The sequence below is a fragment of the Ruegeria sp. A5 genome, from assembly GCF_056543005.1.
In genome coordinates, this window is record NZ_JBQGAV010000001.1 from 470,150 (window position 1) to 496,786 (window position 26,637).

28 protein-coding genes and 1 pseudogene are annotated in these 26,637 nt (G+C 54.9%); 17 read left to right on the forward strand and 12 right to left on the reverse strand.

Annotated elements, in window-relative coordinates:
• Nucleotides 1–246: 246 nt before the first annotated feature.
• Nucleotides 247–1,041: pseudogene (locus ACR0AY_RS02365) on the reverse strand (enoyl-CoA hydratase); the annotation flags it as partial.
• 49 nt (nt 1,042–1,090) lie between these two features.
• Between ACR0AY_RS02365 and ACR0AY_RS02370 the strand changes: the two are divergent.
• A complete protein-coding gene (locus tag ACR0AY_RS02370) occupies nt 1,091–1,534 on the forward strand; it encodes a PaaI family thioesterase (RefSeq protein ID WP_480453676.1) in 444 nt (147 codons plus the stop codon).
• 59 nt (nt 1,535–1,593) lie between these two features.
• Here ACR0AY_RS02370 and ACR0AY_RS02375 read toward each other — a convergent pair whose 3' ends face one another.
• Nucleotides 1,594–1,821 carry a YjiS-like domain-containing protein gene (locus ACR0AY_RS02375; RefSeq protein WP_170393113.1) on the reverse strand — a complete coding sequence of 76 codons (228 nt, stop codon included), beginning with the start codon at nt 1,819–1,821 and terminating at the stop codon, nt 1,594–1,596.
• Between the two features lie 99 nt (nt 1,822–1,920).
• Between ACR0AY_RS02375 and ACR0AY_RS02380 the strand changes: the two genes are divergently transcribed.
• Nucleotides 1,921–3,324 carry an aminotransferase-like domain-containing protein gene (locus ACR0AY_RS02380; RefSeq protein ID WP_170595657.1) on the forward strand — a complete coding sequence of 468 codons (1,404 nt, stop codon included), beginning with the start codon at nt 1,921–1,923 and terminating at the stop codon, nt 3,322–3,324.
• A gap of 3 nt (nt 3,325–3,327) precedes the next feature.
• Here ACR0AY_RS02380 and ACR0AY_RS02385 read toward each other — a convergent pair whose 3' ends face one another.
• Entirely contained in the window at nt 3,328–3,693 is a 366-nt protein-coding gene (locus tag ACR0AY_RS02385; protein ID WP_170595655.1) for a nuclear transport factor 2 family protein, read from the reverse strand.
• Nucleotides 3,694–3,932: 239 nt separating this feature from the next.
• Here ACR0AY_RS02385 and rplM point away from each other — a divergent pair, with 239 nt between their 5' ends.
• Together rplM and rpsI are read left to right on the forward strand one after the other, a co-directional pair.
• Nucleotides 3,933–4,391 (forward strand): 50S ribosomal protein L13, encoded by a 459-nt coding sequence (gene rplM / locus ACR0AY_RS02390; RefSeq protein WP_039536983.1) that lies wholly within the window; start codon nt 3,933–3,935, stop codon nt 4,389–4,391.
• Between the two features lie 6 nt (nt 4,392–4,397).
• Complete coding sequence (gene rpsI, locus ACR0AY_RS02395; protein WP_010440030.1) at nt 4,398–4,883, forward strand: 30S ribosomal protein S9; 486 nt, start codon at nt 4,398–4,400, stop codon at nt 4,881–4,883.
• 60 nt (nt 4,884–4,943) lie between these two features.
• Here the strand turns inward: rpsI and ACR0AY_RS02400 are convergent, their stop codons facing one another.
• The 8 genes from ACR0AY_RS02400 to ACR0AY_RS02435 form a co-directional block, all read right to left on the reverse strand.
• On the reverse strand, nt 4,944–6,104 hold the full coding sequence (locus tag ACR0AY_RS02400; protein ID WP_170509993.1) for an ABC transporter substrate-binding protein: 1,161 nt from the start codon (nt 6,102–6,104) through the stop codon (nt 4,944–4,946).
• A gap of 30 nt (nt 6,105–6,134) precedes the next feature.
• Nucleotides 6,135–8,021, reverse strand: coding sequence for an AMP-dependent synthetase/ligase (locus tag ACR0AY_RS02405; RefSeq protein WP_170509990.1), 1,887 nt, complete (start codon nt 8,019–8,021; stop codon nt 6,135–6,137).
• 5 nt (nt 8,022–8,026) lie between these two features.
• On the reverse strand, nt 8,027–8,800 hold the full coding sequence (locus ACR0AY_RS02410) for an ABC transporter ATP-binding protein (RefSeq protein ID WP_170405694.1): 774 nt from the start codon (nt 8,798–8,800) through the stop codon (nt 8,027–8,029).
• Entirely contained in the window at nt 8,797–9,561 is a 765-nt protein-coding gene (locus ACR0AY_RS02415) for an ABC transporter ATP-binding protein (RefSeq protein WP_170421563.1), read from the reverse strand. Before ACR0AY_RS02415 ends, ACR0AY_RS02410 begins: the two co-directional genes overlap by 4 nt.
• Nucleotides 9,558–10,655, reverse strand: coding sequence for a branched-chain amino acid ABC transporter permease (locus ACR0AY_RS02420; RefSeq protein ID WP_170509987.1), 1,098 nt, complete (start codon nt 10,653–10,655; stop codon nt 9,558–9,560). Before ACR0AY_RS02420 ends, ACR0AY_RS02415 begins: the two co-directional genes overlap by 4 nt.
• A gap of 4 nt (nt 10,656–10,659) precedes the next feature.
• On the reverse strand, nt 10,660–11,535 hold the full coding sequence (locus tag ACR0AY_RS02425; RefSeq protein WP_170393104.1) for a branched-chain amino acid ABC transporter permease: 876 nt from the start codon (nt 11,533–11,535) through the stop codon (nt 10,660–10,662).
• A gap of 42 nt (nt 11,536–11,577) precedes the next feature.
• Nucleotides 11,578–12,606, reverse strand: coding sequence for an alcohol dehydrogenase catalytic domain-containing protein (locus ACR0AY_RS02430; protein ID WP_170509983.1), 1,029 nt, complete (start codon nt 12,604–12,606; stop codon nt 11,578–11,580).
• 210 nt (nt 12,607–12,816) lie between these two features.
• Entirely contained in the window at nt 12,817–13,371 is a 555-nt protein-coding gene (locus tag ACR0AY_RS02435; RefSeq protein ID WP_170393102.1) for a hypothetical protein, read from the reverse strand.
• A 182-nt stretch (nt 13,372–13,553) separates the two neighbouring features.
• Here ACR0AY_RS02435 and ACR0AY_RS02440 point away from each other — a divergent pair, with 182 nt between their 5' ends.
• The 10 genes from ACR0AY_RS02440 to cueR all read left to right on the forward strand — a co-directional run bounded on the left by ACR0AY_RS02440 (nt 13,554) and on the right by cueR (nt 22,829).
• Nucleotides 13,554–13,787, forward strand: coding sequence for a hypothetical protein (locus ACR0AY_RS02440; RefSeq protein WP_170509980.1), 234 nt, complete (start codon nt 13,554–13,556; stop codon nt 13,785–13,787).
• Between the two features lie 217 nt (nt 13,788–14,004).
• Nucleotides 14,005–14,586 carry a L,D-transpeptidase gene (locus ACR0AY_RS02445; protein WP_170509977.1) on the forward strand — a complete coding sequence of 194 codons (582 nt, stop codon included), beginning with the start codon at nt 14,005–14,007 and terminating at the stop codon, nt 14,584–14,586.
• Nucleotides 14,587–14,654: 68 nt separating this feature from the next.
• Nucleotides 14,655–15,104: a c-type cytochrome gene (locus ACR0AY_RS02450; RefSeq protein ID WP_170509973.1), complete on the forward strand. Its 450-nt coding sequence runs from the start codon at nt 14,655–14,657 to the stop codon at nt 15,102–15,104.
• A 395-nt stretch (nt 15,105–15,499) separates the two neighbouring features.
• Nucleotides 15,500–16,069, forward strand: a complete 570-nt coding sequence (locus tag ACR0AY_RS02455) for a cytochrome c (RefSeq protein WP_170509970.1) — start codon at nt 15,500–15,502, stop codon at nt 16,067–16,069.
• A 9-nt stretch (nt 16,070–16,078) separates the two neighbouring features.
• Nucleotides 16,079–16,978 (forward strand): c-type cytochrome, encoded by a 900-nt coding sequence (locus tag ACR0AY_RS02460; protein ID WP_170509967.1) that lies wholly within the window; start codon nt 16,079–16,081, stop codon nt 16,976–16,978.
• 39 nt (nt 16,979–17,017) lie between these two features.
• Complete coding sequence (locus ACR0AY_RS02465) at nt 17,018–18,388, forward strand: multicopper oxidase family protein (RefSeq protein ID WP_170509964.1); 1,371 nt, start codon at nt 17,018–17,020, stop codon at nt 18,386–18,388.
• Nucleotides 18,388–18,861, forward strand: coding sequence for a c-type cytochrome (locus ACR0AY_RS02470; protein ID WP_170509961.1), 474 nt, complete (start codon nt 18,388–18,390; stop codon nt 18,859–18,861). Before ACR0AY_RS02465 ends, ACR0AY_RS02470 begins: the two co-directional genes overlap by 1 nt.
• A 1-nt stretch (nt 18,862) precedes the next feature.
• A complete protein-coding gene (locus ACR0AY_RS02475) occupies nt 18,863–19,591 on the forward strand; it encodes a DsbA family protein (protein ID WP_480453679.1) in 729 nt (242 codons plus the stop codon).
• A 325-nt stretch (nt 19,592–19,916) separates the two neighbouring features.
• Nucleotides 19,917–22,427, forward strand: a complete 2,511-nt coding sequence (locus tag ACR0AY_RS02480) for a heavy metal translocating P-type ATPase (RefSeq protein WP_170509956.1) — start codon at nt 19,917–19,919, stop codon at nt 22,425–22,427.
• Between the two features lie 15 nt (nt 22,428–22,442).
• Entirely contained in the window at nt 22,443–22,829 is a 387-nt protein-coding gene (gene cueR / locus ACR0AY_RS02485) for a Cu(I)-responsive transcriptional regulator (RefSeq protein ID WP_170405727.1), read from the forward strand.
• A gap of 434 nt (nt 22,830–23,263) precedes the next feature.
• On the opposite strand, the gene ACR0AY_RS02490 is transcribed toward cueR, so the two are convergent.
• Complete coding sequence (locus ACR0AY_RS02490) at nt 23,264–24,109, reverse strand: LysR family transcriptional regulator (RefSeq protein WP_170509954.1); 846 nt, start codon at nt 24,107–24,109, stop codon at nt 23,264–23,266.
• An 86-nt stretch (nt 24,110–24,195) separates the two neighbouring features.
• Between ACR0AY_RS02490 and ACR0AY_RS02495 the strand changes: the two genes are divergently transcribed.
• The 3 genes from ACR0AY_RS02495 to ACR0AY_RS02505 all read left to right on the forward strand — a co-directional run bounded on the left by ACR0AY_RS02495 (nt 24,196) and on the right by ACR0AY_RS02505 (nt 26,625).
• A complete protein-coding gene (locus ACR0AY_RS02495) occupies nt 24,196–24,663 on the forward strand; it encodes a cytochrome c (protein ID WP_170509951.1) in 468 nt (155 codons plus the stop codon).
• Nucleotides 24,664–24,676: 13 nt separating this feature from the next.
• The gene (locus ACR0AY_RS02500; protein ID WP_480453682.1) at nt 24,677–25,585 is read left to right on the forward strand and encodes a c-type cytochrome; all 909 of its coding nucleotides are present in this window, start codon (nt 24,677–24,679) and stop codon (nt 25,583–25,585) included.
• A 158-nt stretch (nt 25,586–25,743) separates the two neighbouring features.
• Nucleotides 25,744–26,625, forward strand: a complete 882-nt coding sequence (locus tag ACR0AY_RS02505) for a cation diffusion facilitator family transporter (protein WP_170509948.1) — start codon at nt 25,744–25,746, stop codon at nt 26,623–26,625.
• The last annotated feature ends 12 nt before the right edge of the window (nt 26,626–26,637 follow it).

Sequence of the window (26,637 nt, forward strand, 5' to 3'; positions counted from 1 at the left end):
GCCAAATAGGGCAGAGCAGCGCCATGCGCAATGCGCAGTAATCGCTTTAGTTCTGAGGGGGATTCTTGGGGTCGCCGCTGCGGGAATGTCAACGCCGGTGAGAGAAACCAGCTTGGAGGGACCTTCCGCCCACGGCGACCCAAAAGTATGGTCAGGCCTTGGCCTTGACCCAGCTTTGCCACAGTGTCGCCCTTTTGAAAAGTGAAAAAATGCGAACAGTCGGCAAAAATGTATTAAATAATTGCGTTACTGGTGCCAATCAGGCGGGCGCTTTTCGATAAAGGCACTAATCCCTTCCTCAGTATTCCGGTCCATCATATTCTGTGCCATTACCTCGGCGGTATAATCGTATGCCTGATCAGTCCGCATTGTAATCTGTTGATAAAAAGCGGTTTTACCGATTTTCACGGCACTGCTGAGCTTGCCTGCCAACTTCTCGGCCAACGCATTGGTTTCATCTTCCAACAAGTTCTCGGGAACCGCTCGATTGATCAGACCCAGCTCGGCCGCGCGTTCGGCGGTGATAAAATCACCGGTCGTGAGCATTTCAAACGCCTGTTTCCGCGGTATATTCCGGCTGAGAGCCACCATCGGAGTGGAGCAGAACAAGCCGATATTGACACCATTTACGCCGAACCGTGTGCCCTCGGCCGCGATTGCCAGGTCACAGGTTGCTACAAGCTGACACCCTGCGGCAGTGGCGATCCCGTGCGCTTGGGCGATCACGGGTTGGGGCAGGGACTGAATGGACATCATCATCTTGGCACATCGGTCGAACAGATCCTGAAAATAGGAAAGCCCACCATCGGGTGCCTGCCGCCCCTGGGTCATCTGTTTCAGATCGTGCCCCGCGCAAAACGCTTTCCCCGCACCGGAAAGAACAACAACACGAATCGACTTGTCTTCGCGCAGCGCATCGAACTCTGCCTGCAGGGCCGCCAGCATTTCATCGCTGAGGGCGTTCAACCGCTCAGGCGCGTTCATTCGAAGCCGTGCAATCGCACCTGTATCGTTACGTTCCAGAATTGCCATCTTGCCCTCCCGCTGGCGTTCAGGCCAACTCTAGGCGGGCAGAGCGACGAGGGGAAGCATGTCATTAGCACTGAATAAACAAGAATTGACGGAATACCTGGCGCAGGTGTTTCCACAGGTTCATAACGACTTTGTTGTCGAGGGTCTGACAGAAGCCAACATCACCATGCGCCTGAGGGTCGAAGACCGTCACCTGCGCCCCGGAGGCACAGTATCTGGTCCATCCATGTTCGGGCTGGCCGATGTCAGTGTATATGCAATGGTTTTGGCGCGGAAAGGTCGGCAATCTCTGGCTGTCACGACCAACAGTTCTCTGGATTTCTTGCACAAGCCTGAAGGCGGGGCGGACCTGATTGCTGAGTGTAGGTTGTTGAAATTAGGTCGAACACTGGCTGTCGGGGATGTGCTGATTTACTCGGAAGGCTCTGACAAGCCCGTCGCGCGGGCCAGCATGACCTATTCGCTTCCTCCAGAAGGCTCAGCCGCTGCTGCCTTTGGGTAAAAAAGGCCGGGGATAAACCCCGGCCAGGAAGAGGTCCCTTAGATGGGACTGGGGATAATCTATTTCATCCAGAAATAGCGGCTGACTTCTGCATCTGCCCGATGGCGGGTCAGCCCGACATCGCGGAGCAGCCTGTCATCCAGCTTACCTAAGTTTACCCGGCTGCGGCGGCGTTGTTCCCATTGTGTGACCGACGCCGCAAACCGCACGGCCAGCGCGGCGATCAGCGGCAGCCGGGGGCTGTCGTTCAGCAGCAAGAGGGCGGGGTTGTGCATTGCGCGTGTCATCTTGGGTATCCTTTCAAATTGTATTGACACAAAGTAAAAATGTTCGGTACACTACTTTGATACATTCAGCATTGTGTCGAAATCAAAGGAAGAATTGTAATGGATACAATTTGGCCAGAGGCGTTACCGAAATCCAAAGGTCCAAAATATACTCTGGTCGCTGACACGATCCGAAAAGCGATAGAAAACAAAACACTGGAGGTTGGAAAGAAACTACCTCCGGTGCGGGAACTGGCGTATCGATTAAAGATTACACCAGGCACAGTCGCGCGCGCCTATACGATCCTGACCGATGAAGGTTTGCTACAAGCCGAGGTCGGGCGTGGTACATTTGTAGCCCCGCCGAGATCGCCCATTCTGGACGATGTCTGGTCGCGGCAGTTACATCTGAGGGACGACAAATATGAATCCAACGTCAGTCTGTTCAGCCCACGCTTGCCAGATGTGGGGCAGGTGACATTAATCCGCGAATGCCTTGAAAAGGTTGCAAAAGGCGATCCGCGGATGTTTATGAACTATCCGACCCGAGATGCCTACCTACCCGTGCGCCAGGTTGTGGCCGACTGGTTGTCAGATCTTCCTCTGGGCTCATTGAATGCAGATGACATTGTACTGACACATGGTGGGCAAAGTGGCATTTGCGTTGTGTTCCAGACCGTTCTGAAAGATCCGAAACCCATCGTGTTGGTTGAGGACTTGTCTTATGCCGGGTTCAGACGGGCAGGTGAGTTGATGCGCGCCGAGGTTGTCGGGGTAAAAATGGACAAATGGGGCATAAGCCCCGATGCGCTGGACCACATCCTCAGGCAGACGAAGGCGCAGGCGATCTGCGTCTCACCCGAAGTGCAGAACCCAACGGGCGGGCATTCACCGTTGGAACGGCGCAAAGAAGTTGTCGAGATTGCGCGAAAGCATGAATTACAGATCATTGAAGACGATTGCTATCGCATGGGCGAGGCCCGCGCGCCCAGCTATCGTGCTTTGGCACCCGAACGGGGCTGGCATGTTTCGTCAATTTCGAAAACTCTCACACCAGCATTACGGGTAGGTTTCGCCATCGCACCGAAAGAGCAGAGCGTCGATCTGCGGCGTTCTGCAGAATACGGGTATTTCGGGCTCGCCCAGCCTTTGGCTGAGTTGACGCGGTTGCTGTTGGGACATCCAGAGGCGAGGCAACTTGCAAAAAACGTCCGTACCAAGATGGGCGAATATGTACGTGTGGCGGTAAACGCCCTGGGTGGCTTCGATCTAAACTGGGATTCGGAGATTCCCTTCGTCTGGCTTCATCTGCCTTCCGGTTGGCGGTCCGCTGCGTTCAGCCGTGCGGCCGAGCGGGAAGGTATTCAGCTGCGATCGGCCGATGAATTCGCGCTGCGGGATGGTCGCGCGCCAAATGCCGTTCGTATAGCGGTGAATGGGCATGTCTCGCTTGAGAAGTTCGAAGATGCCATGCTGCGTCTGCGCGCGCTGCTCGATAACCCACCCGAACAAATAAGCGTGTAGCCGCTATTGCACTGGGGCAGGGTCACCGAAAAAGCCCGACAAATGAGAAATCTTACCATCGGCATCGAGACGAATGAAATCATGTCCGGCCACCATAATGGAACCATCGGGAGCAACCATATGCCAGGTGAAGTGGACCACATCATGGTGTGAATTCGGCTCACTGGTCAGCTCAACGCGGCCCTTTGTATCACTCAGAACTGCTCCGATATGGGCATTGAGTTGATCTCTGCCGGAAACTTCTGCAGTTGGATCGACGTAACGACCAGTTTGTGCAAAACACTGCTCAAGAAGGCTCAGTCGCCTTTCGGGATCGGTCGACTGCCATGCCGCACCATAGGCAGCGATAACCTGTTCCAATTCTTGCATAGCCACCTCCGACATTGGATGATCTTGGTTGAGTCTAGCTTAACTAAGCTACGCAAAATTGGATATGCCGAAGAAATTTTGGGGTAAAATAATACCTATTTTATAAGTTATTGTTATTGATAGATATATTATACTTTGCCTGTATTGACCTGCATAACTAGTAGGTCTAAACCCCCTCCATCGAATTCGGGCCGCTCCGCCAAGGGGCGGTCTTTCACATCAAACAGGACTATCCTGCCATGAAAACCTTTTCTGCAACACCTGCAGACATCGACAAGAAATGGATCCTGATCGACGCCGAGGGCGTTGTTCTGGGCCGTCTTGCGTCGATCGTCGCCATGCGCCTGCGTGGCAAGCACAAAGCGTCGTTCACACCCAACATGGACATGGGCGACAATGTCATCGTGATCAACGCTGACAAAATCCAGATGACCGGCAAGAAGCGCGAAGAGAACTTCTACTGGCACACTGGCCACCCGGGCGGCATCAAGTCGCGCACCAAGCAGCAGATCCTCGAGGGTGCACACCCCGAGCGCGTCGTGACCCAAGCGGTCAAGCGCATGCTGCCGGGCAACCGTCTGGCGCGTCAGCAGATGACCAACCTGCGCGTTTACGCAGGTGCCGAGCATCCTCATGAGGCGCAAGCGCCCGAAGTTCTGGACGTAAAGTCCATGAACAAGAAAAACACCCGGAGCTAATGACCGATGGCTGATCAGATCAATACTCTCGAAGAGCTGAGCGCCGTCGCAGGCGTTGAAACCGTGGCCGAAGAAGTTATCGTACGTGAACCCGTACGTGACGAGTTGGGTCGTTCCTACGCCACCGGCAAGCGTAAAGACGCTGTTGCCCGCGTCTGGATCAAGCCGGGTTCCGGCAAGGTCACCGTAAACGGCAAGGATCAGGACAAGTATTTTGCGCGTCCCGTTCTGCAGCTGATCCTGCGCCAGCCGTTCCAGGTTGCTGGTGTGGAAGGTGAGTTCGACGTTGTTGCAACCGTCAAAGGCGGTGGCCTGACCGGTCAGGCCGGTGCGGTCAAGCACGGCATCTCGAAAGCGCTGCAACTGTACGATCCCAACCTGCGTGGCGCTCTGAAAGCCGCTGGCTTCCTGACCCGCGACAGCCGCGTTGTGGAACGTAAGAAATACGGTAAGCGCAAAGCGCGTCGTTCGTTCCAGTTCTCGAAGCGTTAATCGCTACAGATACCGAATTGGAAAGGGCTCGCAACTGCGAGCCCTTTTTCCTTGTTCGGTTTATTCTTCGTAAACCAGTTTCCACGCACCATTTTCGACGACGCTGACAAATACAGAGTCAGCACCCTGATGGTCATCGGGCCCATAGGTGATCTGGTTGCCGACCAACTCATCCATGTAATCCAGAGATTCCATCGCGGCGATGAAGCTATCATGCGTCAGATCAGGACCTGCAGCTTCAAGCGCTTTGACCATCATCTCGGCCGCTGAATAGCCCAGCATTGAAAATCCGACCGGGTCTTCGCCCGTAGCCTCTTTGTATTCAGAAATAAATGCTGCCGGGGCTGGCTCTTCGGCGCGCGCCCAGAGATCCAGCCACGAGGCCGCCGCATAGAAACCGTCGGTCACTCCACCGGGCACCTGCGCCACCACGGTTAGGAAGCTGGCAGAGGTGCCGAGGAACTTCATGTCGATCAGGCCCATTTTCTTGGCCGTTCCAACAACAGTGATTGCCTGACGCACGCCTAGCGCCATCGTGACGATGTCACAACCTTCTTCTTTAAGCTTGCTCAAGGACCCCACGAAATCCGTCTCGTCCGGTTTATGGGTGGTCTCAGCGCCGAAAGTGATGCCAGCCTCTTCGGCTCCCGCTTTGCTGCCTTCCAGAATTTCCTCACCGAAATCAGTAGGCAGGTACATGGTGCAAACGGTTTGCGATCCAAATTCACCGTTCAGATACTTCACCCCAATCCGAGCTTGATCGTAATAGGTCGAGAACGAGGTGAACTTGTTCTTAATCGGCTCTTGCAGCATTTGCCGCGCGGCGGTCAGAGGGGCGACGTTGGGAATACCTTTCGGATCCAGCAGCTTGAACCCAGCAACATTCATCGGCGTACCCAGCGACTGCAACATCGCGAAAACCTTGTCACGGTTCAGCAGCTTGTTATAGCCCTGCATCGCGCGTGGCATCTGATAGCCGTTATCCTCGACGACAAAGCGGATCTTGCGGCCATGCACGCCACCCTCGGCGTTGACGCGATCAAAGACCACATTTGCGCCTTTGGTGGCCGGAACGCCCACAGCAGCGAAGATGCCGCTGAGGTCGTTGACTGAGCCAATGACGATCTCGTCATCTGTCACGCCTTGTGTTTGCGCCCAGCTGATCGTGGCAGATGCAGTCAATGCCGTCGCTGCGGCAAGGCCCTTAAACAAGTGTTTCATACTTCTCCTCCCTGTTGGGTCGCCCCTTAACTAATTGTACATATCTTCAATGAGATGTGCGTGTTTCTTTTCCACCAGACCACGTTTGAGTTTCATAGTCGCCGTCAGCTCCTCATCTTCGGCAGTGAGCAACACGTCGATCAGCCGGAAATCCTTGATCTGTTCGACCCGCGCAAAGTCCTTATTGACCGCTGCGATTTCATTGCCGATCAACTCCGTCACTTCGGACGCAGCACAAAGGGAAGAAAAGTTCGAAAAGGGGATCTTGCGCTCTTGTGCGAATTTCTCAACGTTTTCCTGATCGATCATGATTAGCGCCGTCAGGTACTTGCGCCGATCCCCGATGATCACCGCGTCCGAGATATACTGGCTGAACTTCAACCCGCTCTCGATCTCTGCGGGCGTGACGTTCTTACCGCCCGCAGTAATGATGATGTCCTTGAGGCGCCCTGTGATGGTGACAAAGCCTTCCTCGTCGATATGCCCCATATCCCCAGTGCGCAGCCAACCGTCGCAGGTGAAGCTTTCAGCTGTTTTGGCATTGTTGCGCCAGTAGCCCTGAAAGACGTTCAGGCCTTTGACCTGAATTTCTCCGTCTTCCGCGATGCGCAGGTCGTTGCCAGGAACAGGTTTTCCAATGGTGCCGATCTTGTTGGCCTCAAGCGTGTTCAGCGCTGCTATGCCGGCGGTTTCAGTCATACCGAAGCCCTCGACAATGGGCACACCAATTGCCCAATACCACCTGAGCAAATCGGGAGAGATCGGCGCTGCACCAGAGCCGCCTCGGCGGAGACGATCTAAGCCCAGCATCCGGCGCAGGTTACGCAGAACAAGCCGATCCCAAAGCCAGGACTGCATAGCGATCGGTGCTGGAACAGGTTTGCCCGCAAGGATAAATTCAGCGCGCGCCATTCCAGACTTAAGCGCCTGTGCAAAGGCGAAGCGTCCTGTGGGCGTTGCTTCCTTCGCCATGAACATGACCTGCGAGTAGATCTTCTCCCACACGCGCGGGACGGCAGTGAAGGTGGCGGGAGAGACCTCTTGCAGGTTGGAGAACACTGTCTCGGGGCTTTCAGCGAAATTCACAGTAGTCTTCATCGCAAGCGGGTAGTAGATCGACACGTCGCGTTCGAGGATATGACAGAGCGGCAGAAAACATAGCTGTTCGTCGGCTGATTGGGAGGGCAGGGAATGTGCCCCTGCCTCGATCGCGGCCATGATGTTCTCATGGCTCAGCATGGCGCCTTTGGGATTACCGGTGGTACCTGAAGTATATATGAGCAGGGCGGTGTCTTGTGACGTGGTTTCAGCGATTTCTGCTTCGAATGCGCCGGGTTCATCGACCTGAGCCTGCTGCCCCAGAGCGTACAAGTCCTCGATCATCATGCAACGCGGATGATCCAGGTCGTGCAGGCCTTCATCCTCAAGGATAATGACCTTGAGCAGATCGGGCAGATCCGCCTCGACTTCGAGGAACTTGTCCAACTGCTCTTCATCTTCAACGATCAGAAACCGGCTGCCACTGTCATTGATCAGATATTTTAACTGGCTGGCCGAATCTGTGGTGTAGACGCCCGAAGCAATCCCTCCGACACACTGGATGCCCATGTCGAACCACGCCCATTCCTTGCGGTCTTCGGACAGGATCGAGACAACCTCGCCACGTTGCAGACCCAGCTTGCGCAGGGCCAGCCCGATCCATTTGGCGTGTTGCCAGTAGTCGGCCCATGAGTAGGATTTCCAGATGCCGAAGTCCTTCTCGCGATGCGCCGTACGCTGTCCCAGTTCGGCACAGCGTTTCTGGAATAGCTCGCATATCGTGACACAGCCATCGACTCGCAGGGGTCTCTGACCTGGCGTAGCGTTGAACTGCACACCGTTGATTCTGGTCTGAGGGGGCAGGGGGCTTGCGTCCATCCAGCTCACCTCCATGTCTTCTTGCGTTTCCAGCGGCGGTTTTCTCGCGCGCCTTCTTCCTGAACGCCCAGATAGAAATTCTGAATGTCCTCGGATTGCAGCAAGGTTTCAGCCGCACCATCCATAACGATCCGTCCGATCTCCATTACATAGCCATGATGGGCGAGTTCCAGTGCCGCATTGGCGTTCTGCTCGACCAGCATCATTGTCATGCTCTGTTCGTCATTCAGGCGCTTGAGAATGCCAAAAATCTCTTGCACCAGCAGCGGCGATAAGCCCAGCGAGGGCTCATCCAGCAGCATGATACGCGGGTTAGCCATCAGGCCGCGCCCAATCGCCAGCATCTGCTGTTGCCCGCCGGACAGAGTGCCAGCTTCCTGATTGCGGCGGTCTTTCAACACAGGAAAGTAGGAAAACACCAGATCGCGGTCATGATCGATCTGACCCTTGTCCGAAAGGGTATAAGCCCCAAGATTCAAATTCTCGTCGACGGTCAAAAGTGGAAAGACCTCGCGTCCCTCGGGCACATGGACGATGCCTTTTTGCACGACCTTGTGAGGTTCCGATCCCTGTATTTGCTGACCGTCAAATGTGATTGAACCTTTCTCGGGATCCATCACGCCTGAGATTGTTTTCATCAGCGTTGTCTTGCCCGCGCCATTTGCGCCCAGGATTGAAACGACCTGCCCTCGATGCACGTCCAATGACACGCCACGAATGGCCATGATCGGGCCATAAAAGCTTTCAACATTGCGAATGCTAAGGATCGGTTGGTTCATGAAGCTTTGCCCAAATAGGCCTCTACCACAGCAGGATGAGATTGAACTTCGGCTGGGGTTCCAAGGGCAAGCTTCGCTCCGTCGGCCATGGCAAGAACCCGGTCGGATACGCCCGAGACCAGACCCATATCATGCTCTACCATAAGCACGGTAATGCCCATCTGACGCCGGATGTCATCGATCCACCAACGCATATCTGTGGTCTCTTCCACCGATAGGCCCGAGGCGGGTTCATCCAACAGCAGGAGTTTTGGATCGGTGGCCAACGCTCGGGCGACTTCGACCACCTTACGCACGCCATAGGGGAGGCCCGAGATCATCTTGTCACGAAAGGCCTGGAGGTCGAGGAAGTCGATGATCTCTTCAACCTTTTCTCGGTTCTCGATCTCCTGCCTGCGAGCTGAGGGCGAGAACAGAATTTCCGAGATCAGATTGGTTTTGCGGTGCCGGTGGCGCCCGACCAGAAGGTTCTGCAAAACGGTCGCATGTTCGAACAGTTCAATGTTCTGGAATGTCCGCGCGACGCCATAGGCCGCGACACCCGAGGGCTTGATACGCAGCAGATCATGCCCGTCAAAGTGGATCGCCCCTGCATAAGGATCATAGAAGCGCGAAATCAGGTTGAAGACCGTTGATTTGCCGGCGCCGTTGGGACCGACGATGGCGAACACCTCACCTTCTTGCACGTTGAAGGACAGATCATCCACAGCAGTCAGACCGCCGAATTTCAGGGTAACGTTTTCAAACTCCAGCAAGCTCATCTCAGACGCTCCGTCTTGAGATAGGACTTTTGTCGTTTGAACATGTCCTTGCGGTAGAAGGGGAACAGTTCGAACCACGTCCGGATTTTTAGCCATCGACCATACAGACCCATCGGTTCGAACAGGATGAAGGCGATCAGGATCATGCCGAAGATGCCGAATTCGAGCCCCGGAATGGCGACCGTATTGCCGCCAAACAGGGCTGCCGCGTATTCCTTTGAAATCGACAGAAACTGCGGCAGGAAACCGATCACAACTGCGCCCAAAAACGCGCCATGGATCGAACCCAGACCTCCGATAACGATCATCATCAGCAATTGGATGGAAATTACGACGCTGAATGTCTCGTTATTGAACGCCCCAGAGAACATACCCATCAATGCGCCTGCTAGTCCGGTGACGGCGCAGGAGAGGGCGAAAGAGATTGTCTTGGTGCGCGCGATATCCACACCCATCGCCTGCGCTGAGATCTCAGAGTCTCGTACGGCGATGAAGCTGCGGCCCAAGGGCGCGCGCAATAGGTTGATATAGCCCAGTGTCACGATAACGGCGACGGCCAGCACCAGCCAGAAAAACGGGGCCGGGGTGGCCCAACGATCGACCAGATGTCCGAAGATTTCGACACCACCCAGATATTTACCCGCGACACCTCCGGTGACGGGTTCGGCCAGAACGATGATGTCGTCCATGAGCACAGACAGAGCCAGGGTGAAGATCGCAAGATAGATGCCATGCAGGCGCAGGGCAGGAATAGCGACGGTTGCTCCGACGATGCCGGTCAACAGGCCCGCCAACGGGAACGCCAGCAGAAAGGGCACCCCAGCCTCAATCAGGATGACATTGGCATAGCACCCAACGGCCAGAAAGGCGGCATGGCCAAGGCTGGCCTGCCCGGTATGGCCGGTTAGGATCATCAAGCCCAAACCCGCGATGGCCCAGATCAGGACATTAGTCAGTTCCCCAAGATAGAAATCATCCAGCCACCACGGCGCAGCGGCTACGACCGCCAACAGGATCAGATAGAGGCTAAGCTGATAGCCATCCTTCCACGGGCGAATGTCCTGCATATAGTTTGTTTTGAAAACAATCCGCATGCGATCAGACCTTCTTGACCCGCACCTGGCTGAACAGCCCATGCGGTCGAAAGATCAGAACTGCCAGCAACAGCGCATAAGGCGCGATCTGACTGTACCCGGCTGCGATATAGCGGCTGGCAAAGGGCTCGATTACGCCGACGATTAGCCCGCCGGCCAAAGCGCCGGGCAGGCTGCCGAATCCGCCTATCACAGCTGCTGCAAATGCCTTGATTCCCAGAAGCCCAGTTGTGGGATCGACCGAGCCTTTGGCCGCGAACAAAATTCCGGCAATCCCAGCGACAACTCCGGCCAATGCCCAGATTAAGCCCTGAACCCGCTTGACCGGGATCCCCATGTAATATGCCGCCAACTGGTTTTGAGACGCACCTTGCATGGCAAGCCCCAGCTTGGTCTTGCTGAAGAACACATAAAGACCCCAGGTCAGTAGGACGGTGACAACAATCACGGCCACGTCCTCCATCCCCAGCACAAGACCACCGAACCGGATTTCCTTACCAGCCAATGGGTTCTGCAGCGTTTGCGGCTCGTGCCCCCAGATCAGACCAGCTGCAAACCTGATCACAAAGCCCAAGGCGATGGTTAGGATCACCACGGCAGTCTGACTTTCGCCAAAGACGCGGCGGATGATCAGCCGATCGATCAGATACCCAAGTGCGCCCATAATCCCCAGTGAAATCGGTAGCGCCAGCCAGAAGGGCAGCCCCATATATTCCGTATTCGTAAGGCCAATGGTGACAAACGCACCCAGCATCATGAAATCGCCCTGCGCAAAATTCACTGCCTCGGTGGCTTTGTAAATCAGTACAAAGCCAAGGGCGATCAGGCCGTAGACACAACCATTCGCCAGCCCGCTAATCAGCAGCTGTGCGTTATCCAATCTCACCCTCCCTAAGCCGGTTAAGTCCGGCGCTTTGTTCTACTATGGAGTGATTATCACCTTCCCGTCACTCTTTTTCAGAGCATCCGCCAGATTTGGCAGCACTTCTCGTAGCGAAAGCCGTGCGGAAACATCTGTGCGCCAGCGCCCATCTGCAAATCGCGCCTGCACTTCGCTGACAACTCGCATTTGATCAGCCGGGGGTGTGTCCATCATCCAGCGGGTCAGCCAGAAGCCCTCGATCCGTTTGCTCATGAAGATCAACTGGCCCATCTGAGTCAACTTCGGCATTTCCGTACTGAGTTTCCCATAGCAAACCCACCGCGCGCCATTGGGCATCGCGCAGAACACCTGCTCTGACAGTTGGTCGGCAACCGCGTCGAGAAAAACATGAGGTTTCAGATCTGCACTGATCGTGGCAAACCGCGTCGGCGCATCCGTATCGCTGGTCACGACCACCTCTGCCGCACCCAGGCCTTTTAACATCTCGACCGTTTCGGCGCGCCGCACCAGAGCGATCGGTTTCAACCCAAGATCCCGTCCAAGGCTGCACATCAACTTACCAAGCTGGCTGGTGGCGGCAGAGACTACAAAAGCCTCGCCCTCAGCCCGTGCGATATCCACCATCGCCATTGCGGTTAGCGGGTTTACGATCTGCGCCGCCCCGTCTTCATCCGAGATTTCGGGGCGCAAGGGGATACACATCTGGGCCTGCGTCACAACATACTCGGCCCAGGCACCAGAGCCTGCTGCCACAAAGGCCACGCGCTGATCCAGCAGGGCGTTAGCCCCGGTACCGGTGGCAACAACATCTCCGCACCCCTCGAACCCTGCTGCGGCGTCTTTGACCCGCGGCTGACCATATTCTCCTTTGATAAAATGGATATCTGAAGGATTCACCGAGGCAGTGCGCACTTTGATCAGCACTTGTCCCGCCTTTGGGACAGGTACAGGCAGTTCAGCCTCCGCTAACCAGTCCGAGGCATTCTCCAGCGTCGGTCCCGTGGCTGTGCCGGAATATCCGTCCTGCGATTGAACAACGGCAAACATGGTGTCGGGCAGGGTGGTCATCGTTCGATCCTTCTTTGATGCGAGTTCAGCACGAGGCCTTCATCGTCACAATGTAACACATTGACAAAAGGTTTTATTTTTTCAAAACAATCTCAAGAAAGCAATCAAACACGGTGAGCTATGTCAATTGGGTAATGCCGTAATGTGACGCAAATTAAGTCGCATCCCGTCCGGGTGAACCAGCCCTCTAGGGGCTGGTTCTGGAACTGTTCACTGCTGCGTCATCAGATTGCGCAGATCCTGTATCTTCGCGACAACCAGCTCAGGCGACGCTTTGATCTCGTCGAGGATCTTCATAACCTGTGTTTTGATGTCCTGAGACAAGGCGCTTTCCTGAACCGACGTGACGATAGCGTCATAGTCGAAATTCTGCGCGGTTAGCATGCCGTCCTGAACCCACGAGTTGAACAGTTCCTGTCCCTGACCGGCAAGCGCTGCGACCTGATCTCCAGCTGCTGAGGCTGCATCATTGGCCTGCTCGGTCAAAGATGTAGCAGCGTCGCTGGCCTGTTCCGATACGGAAGATGCAGCTTCCGAGGCCTGATCCGCAATCGAGGACGCAGCCTCGGATGCTTGTTCAGTCGCCGCCTCAACGGCATCAGCAGCGCCCTCTTGTATTGCCGAGGCTGCTTCACCAACCGCCTCTGAGGCATCTTCAGCCGCCGATTGCAACTGCTCGGCAGGGGTTGGTTCAGGTTTTGTGGCGAAATAGTAAGCGCCTCCGCCGATAACGGCGATGGCTACGATAAGTAAAAGACGCGACATTGGATGTCTCCTTCAAATGATGTGTCGCTCAGATGGGGTTAAGGTACGTTAAAGCAAAGGGGAAAACACGTGATTTTGCAGCATATTGCGGGTTTGAGCCACACTGCGCTGATTGACACTGCAGGCAGTGGCAACATCATGCCATCCATTGCAGGAATCGCAACACAAGCAAAGAAACAGCCTTGAAGGATGAATTGATTGATGACGAAGTAAAAGGGATTCGAACCCTGGGTGGGCTTGCACTCACAACGATTTCCGAGACCGTGTTCTACATCAAAACAGAAGTCCTTGCATTAAGAGACAAGAGCTTTGTGGCGGCAAGATGGGCAGGTTCGGCACAGAAAGCGGGCAGCAATCTGAACAAAGGCGATAGGAGCTCGGGAAAACGCTCCATTCTTGCTATCTACCTGTATTGACGTTGTTTCGGTGTGAGTACCCAAGAATAGTTTCTTCTTCACAATGGCTTGACGATCTGAAGCCACCTTTGAAACCGCCCCATGTGCCGACGGCAGCAGTATTCCAGACGAAATTTCGCTTACGCAAAACCTGTTGTTTGTTGACCTTCCAGCGCGGGAACCGGGCATACAGCCCAAATGAGTCGTAAAGCAAGAATACACGTTTGGGGTGGCGGGCATGAAACCGAACAGGGATAGAAAGGCTGTTACGCGACGCGGAGTGATTGCCGCGTTTGCTGCGACAACTCTTTTTCCAGCACCGGCCGTTTGGGCCCAATCGATGACAACCGAGGGGACGCGCCGGAATGTTTCCTCATTCCGCGTTGCTAAATGGCAGGATCACTTTGATACGCTTAAGAATGGTGTGATCCTGTCCGATACACAGTCCAAGGTCCTGCAATATTGGTCAGAAGACGAGAGCGTCTATCGGATGTATCCAACCAGCGTGCCGTTGACGGAAGACCTTACAAGGCTGGGCTACACCACAGTAACTCGCAAGGTTGAGGGGCCATCTTGGCGGCCGACACCAGCAATGAAAAAGCGCAACCCCGCTTGGCCCGACTATGTGGGACCGGGTCCGGAGAATCCTCTGGGGACACATGCACTTTATTTGAGCTGGCAATACTACCGGATCCACGGCACCAATGACACACGCAAGATCGGAAGAAGATCCTCCAATGGCTGCATCGGCTTATACAACGATCAGATTGCGGAATTGTTCGAGCTGGCGGCTGTAGGCACGCAGGTAAAACTGATCTGACCTTGGTCAATGCGATTTTTCTGAGCGGGCCCAAAAGTCAGAAACTGAAAATCATAAGAAAAACTGAGATGGATAAACTTACACTCTTGATAGGCGGAGTAGTGATCGCAGGCGCCGCCGCGTTCGTCTACAACCTAAATCAGCAACCGACAGGCCATTCGATGACGCCGCCCGATACGTCAGCACTGGAGCCAGGGGACCCAATCCAAAACGTCAATCTGCCTGACCAGCTGAGTGATTTTGCATCAGTCGGCAAAGTGGCATTCGACGCAAAATGCTCGGCGTGCCATGGCGCGAATGCAACAGGTATGGAGGGCCTTGCACCACCATTGGTGCATAAAATCTATGAACCAGGCCACCATTCGGACGAGGCATTTTACGTGGCAGTCCAGAATGGTGTTCGAGCCCATCATTGGAAGTTCGGCAATATGCCGCCGGTTGATGGCTTGACCCGAGCGGATGTGAAAGGCATCGTGGCGTATATAAGAGAGTTGCAGCAGGAAAACGGGATTTTCTGAAGGTGACGAGCCGAACGAGCAGTGCAATTCGTTACTTCATCCTGTCAATGGTGTTGGCCATTGGCGGGCTACTTGTAACGGCCGATTCTGCGCATGCACATGGCGGTGATTCACAGCATGTGATTGACCAAAGCGACTCTGCGGACGTTGAGCATGTCAAGCAGGGTCATCCCGGGCATTGTCATGGCGGAGCCATATGCAACGCTGTCGGGCTATTTTTGATAGGCCCAACGTCGCCTGACCCCTATGTCGCTGAGCAAAGGTACTCGATCTCGCGAGCCCAATACCGGGTTCTCGGCATCACATCGTTTGACCCACCGCCGCCGCGTGTTCTGATCTGACGAGTCGAATTGCGCTCAAGATGGGCGCGTCGAAGCAGACGATAAGGACAAAAAATGAACATTCTAAAAATGACTACAGGCGTCGCCCTGGTTTCTTTGTTTGCAGCCGCCGCCTTGGCGCATGGTGGCGCAACCGGCATTGTCAAAGAACGCATGGACGGCATGTCCGCGATGAAGGACAGCATGAAGGTTCTTACACCGATGATGCAGGGGAAAACGCCCTACAATGCGCAAACGGTAAGAAGCGAAGCCAAGAAAATCGGAAGCCACGCCGGTGAGAGCATGACAAAGCTGTTTCCAGAGGGATCTGATGGCAAACCCTCAGAGGCCAAATCGGAGATTTGGCAGGATTGGGGCTCCTTTTCAGAATTGGCCAGCCAGTTGGAAACTTACTCCAAAGGCCTTGAGCTTGCGGCGGACAACGGGTTGATGATGTCCGGGTCGGGGCAAGGTTCGGGCATGATGGCCGGCGCATCCATGATGGGCGGCGGTTCTATGATGGGTGGCGGGATGATGGGCGGCAGTCCAGATCAAGCACAACTGTCTGAAATGCCGGCAGATGGTGTATTCATGATGCTGAGCCAGACATGCTCGGCGTGTCACACGCAATTTCGGTCGGAATAGGAATGCGTCATGAGACCGATATTCCGATTGGGCCTTGCTGCCGCCGTAATGGCGTCAGCGGGATTTGTTGCCGTGATGGCTTGGCCGATTGGCCAGCCCTTACAAGCTCTCGACATTCAGGGTGACGTTAACCGCGGGGCGTATCTGGCAAGGGCAAGTGGCTGTATCGCCTGCCACACAGATTTTGCCAAAGGAGGTGCGCCCTTGGCCGGTGGGGTGGAGTTGGATACCCCGTTCGGCACGCTCTTTTCGCCGAACCTGACCACAGATCCCGATCACGGGATCGGTGATTGGACCATCGAGGAATTTGCCCGCGCAGTACGTCAGGGTGTGTCGCCCGACGAACAACCCTACTACCCGGCCTTTCCTTATCCGTTCTATGCCAACTTTACGGATCAGGACATCGCCGATCTTTGGGCCGCCTGGCAAACGGTTCCGCCAGTAGCGGAACCGTCAAAAGAGCAGGAAATGGTGTTCCCCTTCAATCAGAGATGGGGCCTGAAGCTATGGCGGGCGGCATTTTTGGAACCGCCGCGGACCGATCCCGTGCCGGGCAATGATGATGTATGGAACCGGGGCCGGTTACTCGTTGAAGGTGCCACGCATTGTGCCGCCTGTCACACCGGGAGGAACCTGGCTGGCGCAAGAAACTCGGACACGGAACACTTCAAGGGAAGTGACTCTCTGCCGGGCGGTGACAAGGCACCGGCCATCGACTTTGAGACCCTGCAAATGCGTGGGTGGACAGTCGATGATCTGGCCTACGCGTTGCGCACCGGCGTCATGCCTGATGGCGATGTCTTCGGCGGCGCCATGGGAGAGGTTGTAAACTATGGCACCAGTTTTCTGACAGACGATGACCGGAAGGCAATGGCGACCTATCTGCTGGATGTACACGAGGGGGGATAATCCAGTGAGAGATCAAGTATTCTTTGGAAGGAAGTCCTAATGAAGCTCAATCGCAGGCAATTCGTTGCAGGCACGTCGGCACTAATCGCAGTGCCGACTATCGGGAGGGCGGCTACCGCCCCCCGAATAATAGAGGCGCGTTCAGGATTGGCACGTGTTGCCCCCGACAACTATCCGGAGACCGAGATATGGGGATATGATGGCGGTGTTCCGGGCCCTGAAATTCGTGCCCGGCAAGGCGAAACGGTTCGCCGGACACTCCTGAACTCGCTACCTCAGCCTACAGCAATCCATTGGCACGGATTGCGGGTTCCAAACAATATGGACGGGGTGCCGGGCCTTACGCAGGAGGCTGTACCAACCGGCGGCGAATTTCAGTATGACTTGCCTCTGAAGGACGCGGGGACCTTCTGGTATCACTCTCACAACCAGTCAACGGAACAAGTGGCCAGGGGCCTTTACGGCGCGTTCATCGTCGACGAAACGGACCCGCCGGACACGGACCATGACATCACGATCCTTCTGGATGACTGGCGGTTGTCTAAGGACGCTCAAATAGTTGATGATTTTGGTGCAATGCATGATTGGACCCATGCAGGTCGGATGGGAAACTACGTTCACGCGCGCATATCGCCAATGACCGAAGTTTTGACGAACCAGCGATTGCGAATTCGAATGGTCAACGTGGCAACTGATCGGATCATGTATGTGTCAGTAGGTGGCGCAAACGGGAAACTGGTCGCTTATGATGGCATGCCTGTAAGGCAGCCAGAAGATTTCGAAACACTTGTTTTCGGACCTGCACAGCGAGCAGACTTGATCGTCGACGTCACAGCGGAATCGAACGAAGCCGTTCAAATAACTCTTCACGAACGCGATGAATCATTTGTTATCGCTGAGATCCCGGTTTCGGGAAGCGGTACATCTGCCAGCCGCGGTGAGATCGAAGCTCTGCCACCCAACCCTGTTTCTTTTCTTGAAGATGTTTCTGACGCCTTAAAGGTTCCATTGGTGATGGAAGGCGGGGCGATGGGCGGACTGCGTCAAGGTACTTACAACGGCCAAGTCATGAGCGCTAATGAGTTGGTTCAGGAAGGACAGATCTGGACATTCAACGGAGTCGCAGGGTTACCCGAAGACCCGCTCGCTTCTGTTTCGCGTGGCGACATAGTCCGTATTCAGATGCAGAACGACACTGTCTTTGCGCATGCCATGCACTTGCACGGGACGCACTTTCAGGAAGTTCTGCCGAACGGGAGCCTGGGACCGCTGCGAGACACAATACTGGTTGACCGGATGGAAACGCGGGAGATTGCGTTCGTTGCGGATAACCCGGGGGACTGGCTGTTTCATTGCCACATGCTGTCGCATCAGGCCGCTGGAATGAAGACCTGGCTGAGCGTGGCGTGATGAACAAGAGTGCGGCGAAATGGGTGTCACTAGCTGCTGTGGTGATCATTGTCGCGGTCGCTGGCTGGGGCCTGAGCGGGCGCGCACAAAACGGTGCATCAGCGGATTCGGCACGTGGTGCAGTTTTGTACGCCGAAAACTGCGCGTCATGCCACGGGGCAAGTCTGGAGGGTCAACCAGATTGGCAGACACCTGATCCAGATGGCGTCTTGCGAGCTCCCCCGCATGACCGAACAGGGCACACTTGGCATCACGGCGACAAGCTGTTGTTCGATTATACAAAGCTTGGCGGGTACCAAACACTAAAACAGATGGGCGTCGCTGATGTCAAAAGCGGTATGCCAGGTTTCGAGGACACTCTGTCGGATCAGGAAATCTGGGACATCCTTGCCTTCATCAAGGAGAGTTGGCCGGATCGGGAACGCAAGCTGCAAGAGCAGCGCACCGAGGCAGAACAAACGGAAGGAAACTGACGTGAAACGATTTTTTGCAGGCTTAATTGCCATCACTATGTCGATTGGTGCTGCTATGGCGAGTGCTGACGAATTGTCTGACTCCGATGTAAAACGGCTGGCTCTGGAAGCCATTATGGAAAACCCCGAAATCATCATGCAGGCGATTCAATTGCTTCAACAGCGCGAAGATCAGGCAAAAGCCGAAGCCATTGGAAACGTCTTGGAAAATCAGCGTGAATTGCTGGAACAGGATCCGAATGCGCCTGTCATCGGAAACCCGGAAGGTGATGTAACCGTAGTCGAGTTTTTTGACTATAACTGCCCATATTGCAAACGCGCGGCCCCGGTCGTGAAAAACGTAATCGCAGGCGATTCCGATGTCCGAGTTGTTTACCGAGAATGGCCCATACTCGGAGAAGGTTCCGACTTCGCGGCACGCGCCGCGCTTGCCTCACGAAATCAGGGAAAATATGAAGAATTTCATTGGGCGCTTATGGCTCTGAACGGTCGTGCCAGTGAGGCCAGTGTCCTGAAAGTTGTTCGGGAACTTGGCCTGGACGAGGATCAATTGCGCGCAGACATGGAGGCGCCGGAAGTCGACGCGCATATCCAGGTGTCCATGGAATTGGCCCGGCAGCTTGGCTTCAGTGGCACCCCTTCGTTTGTGATTGGAGATGCGCTTGCCCCGGGGCTGATCGCCGAAGATGAAATGACCCGGCTAATCGAGGCAGTCAGAGACGCAAGATAGAACCAAGGGGCGACAGCATGTGCGCCCCTAAGCTTCTGTTGCGACCGTGGCTTCGCATCCCTCGGACTCTGAGCTGCAAGGATATGATCAAGTTGATTAGCGCTTAAGACACGTACCCTGCGGTTTTTCATGTCAAAGTCCAACTTTGCGGAGGAAATTACTGTGTCAATGGCTTTGTCTATAACTGACTTGCGGTGCCCGCAGCTCATATCCGGGATACTTAGCGTCGTCATGGATGATGAGAAAGAAAGTCAGCCTCATCCCTTGACCTTCCACTTGCTGGAACCCTTATGTTGCCCGTCAGCAGAACATACGTGGTGACAATATGACTGAAAATTTACATGCGCGGCTCCAGGTTCAGGGTATGAGCTGTGCTTCCTGCGTTGGGCGCGTCGAGCGCGCTTTGAAAGATGTTCCAGGGGTAGATACCGCTTCGGTTAATCTCGCCAGCGAAAGCGTTCAGGTCGATTTCCGCGATCCAGCCGATATAGCGGCCATTGCTGATGCGTTAAACCGCGCCGGATATCCGGCGCGGACGGCAGAGGTCACTCTGGATATTCAGAACATGTCCTGCGCATCCTGTGTAGGGCGCGTTGAACGAGCCCTGGAAGCCGATGGCGGCGTCTTGTTCGCGTCGGTCAATCTGGCCACTGAAAGTGCAACTGTGCGTTATGCTGAGGGAGTCACAACACCCGAAGCCATAGCGGCGCATGCGGTATCTGCCGGCTATCCGGCGAGCCTGCGATCCGCAACGCAGACCGAACCACAAGACCGCAAAGCGGCAGAGATCAGCCATCTGGCGCGGCGAACAAGCTTCGCCGCTTTGCTCGCATTGCCGGTATTCATTCTCGAAATGGGCTCGCATGTTATTCCGGGCATGCACCACCTGATAGCGAGCACCATCGGCATCCAGAACAGCTATTACCTGCAATTCCTTCTGACCACGATCGTTCTTTTTGGGCCAGGCTTGCAGTTCTACACCAAGGGATTCCCTTCCTTGTTCAGAGGCGCGCCGGACATGAATTCTCTGGTGGCTCTGGGCACTTCGGCGGCCTATGGGTTCTCGCTTATCTCGACCTTTGCGCCGGGTGTTCTTCCGGTCGGAACCGCAAATGTCTACTACGAGGCCGCAGCGGTGATCGTGGTTCTCATATTGCTCGGGCGATTCCTCGAGGCGCGCGCCAAGGGTCGAACTGGTGAAGCGATCCGAAAACTGGTCGGTCTGCAGGCAAAAACAGCGCGAGTTGAGCGCGACGGATCGGTTGTCGAGCTACCGATTGAGCAGATTGTTGTAGGTGATATTGTGCACGTTCGACCGGGCGAAAAAATCGCGGTGGATGGTGCCGTAATGACCGGCGCGTCATATGTCGATGAAAGCATGATCACCGGAGAGCCGGTTCCCGTCGAAAAAACCGAGGGCGCAACTGTGGTTGGGGGGACCGTAAATGGCGCGGGTGCATTGACGTACCGTGCTGAAAAGATCGGCGCAGACACTATGTTGGCCCAGATCATTCAGATGGTCGAACAAGCACAGGGTGCCAAGCTTCCGATTCAAGGCCTGGTCGACCGCATCACGCTGTGGTTTGTGCCGGTAGTGATCGCAGTGGCCGTTGTGACAGTGCTGGTATGGATGTTGTTCGGACCCGATCCCGCGCTTAGCCTGGCGTTGGTGGCCGGGGTTGCGGTACTGATCATTGCTTGCCCCTGCGCCATGGGGTTGGCCACACCTACTTCCATCATGGTCGGCACCGGCCGCGCTGCCGAGATGGGCGTCCTGTTCCGAAAGGGCGATGCCTTGCAAATGCTGCAGGAAACCACCGTTGTTGCGGTGGACAAGACGGGCACCCTGACCGAAGGGCGTCCGGAGCTGACCGACCTGATTGTGGCCGAAGGAATGACCGAAGACGAGGTTCTGCACCTTGTTGCTGCCGTTGAGGTCACTTCCGAACATCCAATCGCCACAGCCATCGTGCGCGCGGCAGAAACCCGTGGTCTGGAGCTTTCCAAGCCAGAAGACTTCACGTCGATCACCGGTTACGGGGTAAGCGCCTCAGTCGAAGGCCATAAAATCCTGATCGGAGCCGACCGCCTGATGAGTCGCGAAGGGGTAGAAATGGGCGCGTTGTCTGATCGGGGCGCTGAACTCGCAATCAACGGAAAGACTCCACTTTATGCTGCCGTAGACGGGGCTATCGCGGCCGTAATCGCTGTGGCGGACCCAATCAAAACCACCACGCCGGACGCAATCGAAGCTCTGCACGGGCTAGGCCTGAAAGTAGCGATGATTACTGGCGACAATGCCGCTACTGCCAAATCCATTGCAGCGCAGCTTGGCATCGATCATGTCGTGGCTGAAGTTCTGCCCGAGGGTAAAGTATCCGCGTTACAGGATTTGTGTTCAAATGGCGGAAAACTGGCCTTTGTGGGTGATGGCATCAATGATGCGCCTGCTTTGGCGGCAGCTGACGTAGGAATTGCGATCGGGACAGGCACTGACATTGCCATCGAAGCGGCTGACGTCGTTCTGATGTCAGGCGACCTGACGGGCGTGGTCAATGCCTTCGATATTAGTCAGCGCACCATGCGTAACATCCGCCAAAACCTGTTCTGGGCGTTCGGCTACAACACACTGCTCATACCGGTTGCGGCAGGGGTGCTTTATCCGTTTGGCGGCCCGCTGCTGTCGCCGGTTTTGGCCGCAGGTGCCATGGCGCTGTCCAGCGTATTTGTCCTAACCAATGCGCTGCGGTTGCGCTGGGTAAAGCCGATCAAAGTTGGGCGAGAACAGATCTCGCAGAACACCGAGCAAACGCTGCGTTCAGTGCATGCTGGATAGTATAGGAGAACCGCTGTGAATATCGGAGATGTAGCAGAACGTTCGGGTCTGCCTGCCAAAACCATCCGCTATTACGAGGATATCGGGTTCATCAAACCCAAGCGGAGCCTCAATGGGTATCGCCATTTCGACGAAAAGGAACTGCACAAGCTGGCCTTCATCGGGCGGGCCCGCTCATTGGGCTTTACCATTGAGGATTGTCGTTCGCTACTGGCGCTTTACGAGGACAAAGAACGCGCAAGCGCGGACGTGAAAGAAATTGCAAAACAGAATCTGAAAGAGATCGACGATAAGATTGCCGATCTGAAGGCGATGCATGAAACACTGTCTCATCTGATCGAAGAATGCGCTGGCGACCACCGCCCAGACTGTCCAATTCTAAAAAACTTGGGCCAAGCGTAGTTGACCTTGTTGTTTGATCTGCCTCCAAGTTTGGCAATCTTTTTCTTCAGACGTGGCAATCCGCTCTTCTCAAATGCGTGCCGCACTATCAAATGTAGTTTTGTTGGCTTCGGGTCAGCACTAGGGACGGCTTCGGCACAAAAAGCGGGTGGGGGGTGTCATGGGAAAGCGTCATAGTGATTAAAGTTGAGTAACCTTTGCCGGCAGTTATCGATGGCGCATTTAGGTCCCTTAGGGCGGAAAGCACTCCTTACCTCAAGTCCGCACAGCGCAAACTAGACGATAGCAAATTCGGTTATCGTAGTGACCGGCAAACTGCATCAAGAGGTCATTGTCCTAACAGCTTGTTAGTAAGACTTTGGTTTGAAATGTCTGCGTCGTGTATCGGCTTGAAGCTCCATCCTAATGCTCGCATTTGATTTCAAAAAAAAGCGTCATCCAGTAAGAACAGTGGCTAAGCGTTCAACCAACACTCGTTGAACGATTGCAAATCTTGGTGTGTTCGCAATTTCGTCCAGTGCCGCAACCCAGAGCGGAACCTGAATTTCTGGAGTGATGTCGTGAGACTTTCGAAGTCTGGAATCCGCGTCGCCAAAAAAAGTAGGCAAAAACGTTTTACCGACTCCTGCGGCTGCCATCTGCTGAAGCACCAAAAAACTGTCTGCCCCGTTGGTCATTTGGTCAGCACTGACATTCGCTTTTAACCATTTGGCAGGAAGTGAACGGCTTAACGCGCCATCTAGCCTCAACCATTTGCGATTGGGGGAGCCGTCGTCAAAGACTCCGAAAGACAGTGTTCCGGCACGCTGTCCGATCAGACCCTCCCCGAGCTTTATCGATGGGCGCACGGCGATGTCTGCGCTTAACCGGGACAAATCATGGTGACTATTCCCGCTTAGCAAAGTCAGCTTCAGGCCGGGGTAAAGCCGTGCGATCTCATTTAGTATTGAAGGTAGAACAATCTGGCAAAGACTGTCTGTAGATGTAATTCGCACATGGCCCGTAGGGGACTGATTTGCACCGACAATCGCGCGTTCGACCGATAGCACCGCATCTTCGACGCTTTCCATAGCCGACAGAACTGCTCTGGCCTCGGGCAGGGCGGAGTATCCCGAAGGGCTTTTCTGGAAAATCACACAGCTATTGCGCTCTTCGAATGCGGCCACCCTTCGCAACACGGTCGCATGCGTGACGCCCAGTGCCGCTGCCGCTGCATTGAGTGAGCCGTATTTGCTTACGGCGAGCGCGTACCGAATATCATCCCAGTTTTCGTTGTTCATAAATTAACAAGTGACGACCAATAACAAACAATTACAAGAAAAATCGTTCAAGTTAACATTCGGAGCATTAAACAGGGAGACACATCATGAAGAAGAAGTTCTCAGTATTCGCGGCAGGTCTTTTGTCATTGGCCGCCATTGGCACAGCCATCGCCCAAGAAAGTGAAAACCCAGCTGTGAAAGCTCGTACCTCAATCATGCAACTCTATGCCTTCAATCTTGGTACACTTGGCGGAATGGCTAAGGGAGAGGTCGATTATGATGCCGAGGCCGCAACTCGGGCCGCGAATAATCTTGTTGTACTGACACAAATCGATCAATCCGCGATGTGGCCCCAGGGATCTGACAATGCGTCCGATCCGACCACCCGTGCATTGCCTGCGATCTGGGAGAACTTCCCTGACGTTGGTGCGAAAGGGCAGGCCATGGCAGACGCCGCTGTTGCGATGCAGGCTGCGGCAGGTCAAGATGTTGATGCCCTAAAAGCAGCGATGGGCGATCTGGGCGGAAGCTGTTCGGCATGTCACAAAGCATACAGAGCTCCAAAGAACTGATTTGGCACTGACGGTGCGGCGCTTTCTTTTCTTTGTCGCAATCGTCATTGTGTTGGTCGGGTTGGCCGGTTTGGTGCTGACCCGACCTCAACGAATGGAACAATCACGACTCGACGGTTTGAACCCAGATCTTGCCAGCGGTGAAATCGTGTTCCACGCGGGGGGATGCGCATCCTGTCATTCAGCGCCGGATGCGGTCGGTGAAGACAAGCTCGTGCTCGCTGGTGGTCGCCGGTTTGAGACGGAATTCGGCACGTTCATTGCCCCCAACATTTCCAGTGACCCGGAAACTGGTATCGGATCCTGGTCTGCCCTGGATCTGGCCAATGCCTTGATCCATGGAACCGGACCCGAAGGGCAGCACTATTTCCCAGCGTTTCCCTATACCTCTTACGCCAACATGTCGGCCGAAGACGTGGTTTCGCTACACGCATTCCTCGGCACGCTGCCAGCGGCCGCAACGGAAAGTGTTGCGCATGACGTAGGTTTTCCTTTCAGCGTTCGGCGCGGATTGGGGGGATGGAAGCTCTTGTTCATGTCATCAGGCTGGGTGGTCGAAGGTGATCTGACCGACCAACAAAAACATGGCAGGTATTTGGTCGAGGCGCTGGGTCATTGCGCTGAATGCCATACCCCGCGAAATGGTTTAGGGGGCCTGAAACGAGACCTTTGGCTGACGGGTGCACCAAATCCAAACGGGAAAGGTCGTATCCCCGGCTTAACCTCAGACCAGCTTGATTGGTCAGAAGCAGACATTGCCGAATACCTAAAATCTGGCTTTACACCAGACTATGACAGTGCGGGTGGTGAGATGGTGGAGGTCATCGAGAACACCTCACGGCTGACGGATGAGGACCGTTTGGCGATTGCAGCCTATCTCAAGGCTGTTCCTGTTTCGTCGACCGGGCTTTCATCCGAATAACAGTCGTTTGGCGCCACGCAGCGGCGACCAGATGCTGTCGCCAATAGGATGCCGTAAGACCTATTCCCTTTTCGCCAAACACCTGTTTTACGTTTTGAACATCGGAGCTCACCAATCACCCGAGTTTCTGTTCATAATTGACTGAGGGTCGCGGCCAAATGACACAAAAAATCGCTCTTTGGTCTATCCCGATATCCATTGTGGTACTGGCCCTGAAACTGTTGGCTTGGTGGCTGACAGGTTCGGTGGCTTTGTTGTCAGACGCAATGGAATCAACCGTGAATGTTGTCGCGGCTTTGTTGGCGTATTTCGCAGTTCGGGTTGCCAATAAGCCCCCTGACCAAAACCACCCCTTTGGTCATAAAAAAGCGGAGTATCTTTCAGCCGTGGTTGAGGGCGCGCTGATTGTGTTGGCGGCGTTCTTGATCATCAGAGAAGCTGTACTGGTGCTCCCGAACCCGCATCTTGAGGATGCGCCGCTGCTTGGAATTGCCGTCAATATCGTTGCAACGGGTGTGAACGGTGCATGGGCCTACCTCTTGCTTAGGACAGGTAGGCGCGAGGGATCGCCCGCCTTGCAAGCGAGCTCCCGCCACATTTTTACGGATGTTATGACTTCTGTTGGTGTCGTCGCAGGACTGATACTAGCGCTTGTCACCGGCTGGTTGATCCTTGACCCGATCCTGGCAATTCTTGTTGCGCTGAACATCTTGTGGGAGGGTTGGAAAGTTATTCGGGCATCCGTCGATGGCCTGATGGATGTAAGCCTGTCGGAACATGACTTGCAGACTGTTTCTAATGCAATCGAAGCAAACCTCGGTGCAGCCTTAGAGTATCATGACCTCAAAGGGCGCAGATCCGCGAATGTTATCTTTGTAGAGTTTCACCTTGTTGTGGACGGCACAATGCCAGTCAGCGCAGCGCACGATATATGTAACGACATAGAGGAAGAACTAGAGTGTCTGTACCCGGGTTCCGTCTTTGTCATTCACCTCGAACCTGATGACGAGTTGAAAGGCGACGGGGTTAATCCCCACTGAACTGCTCATTTG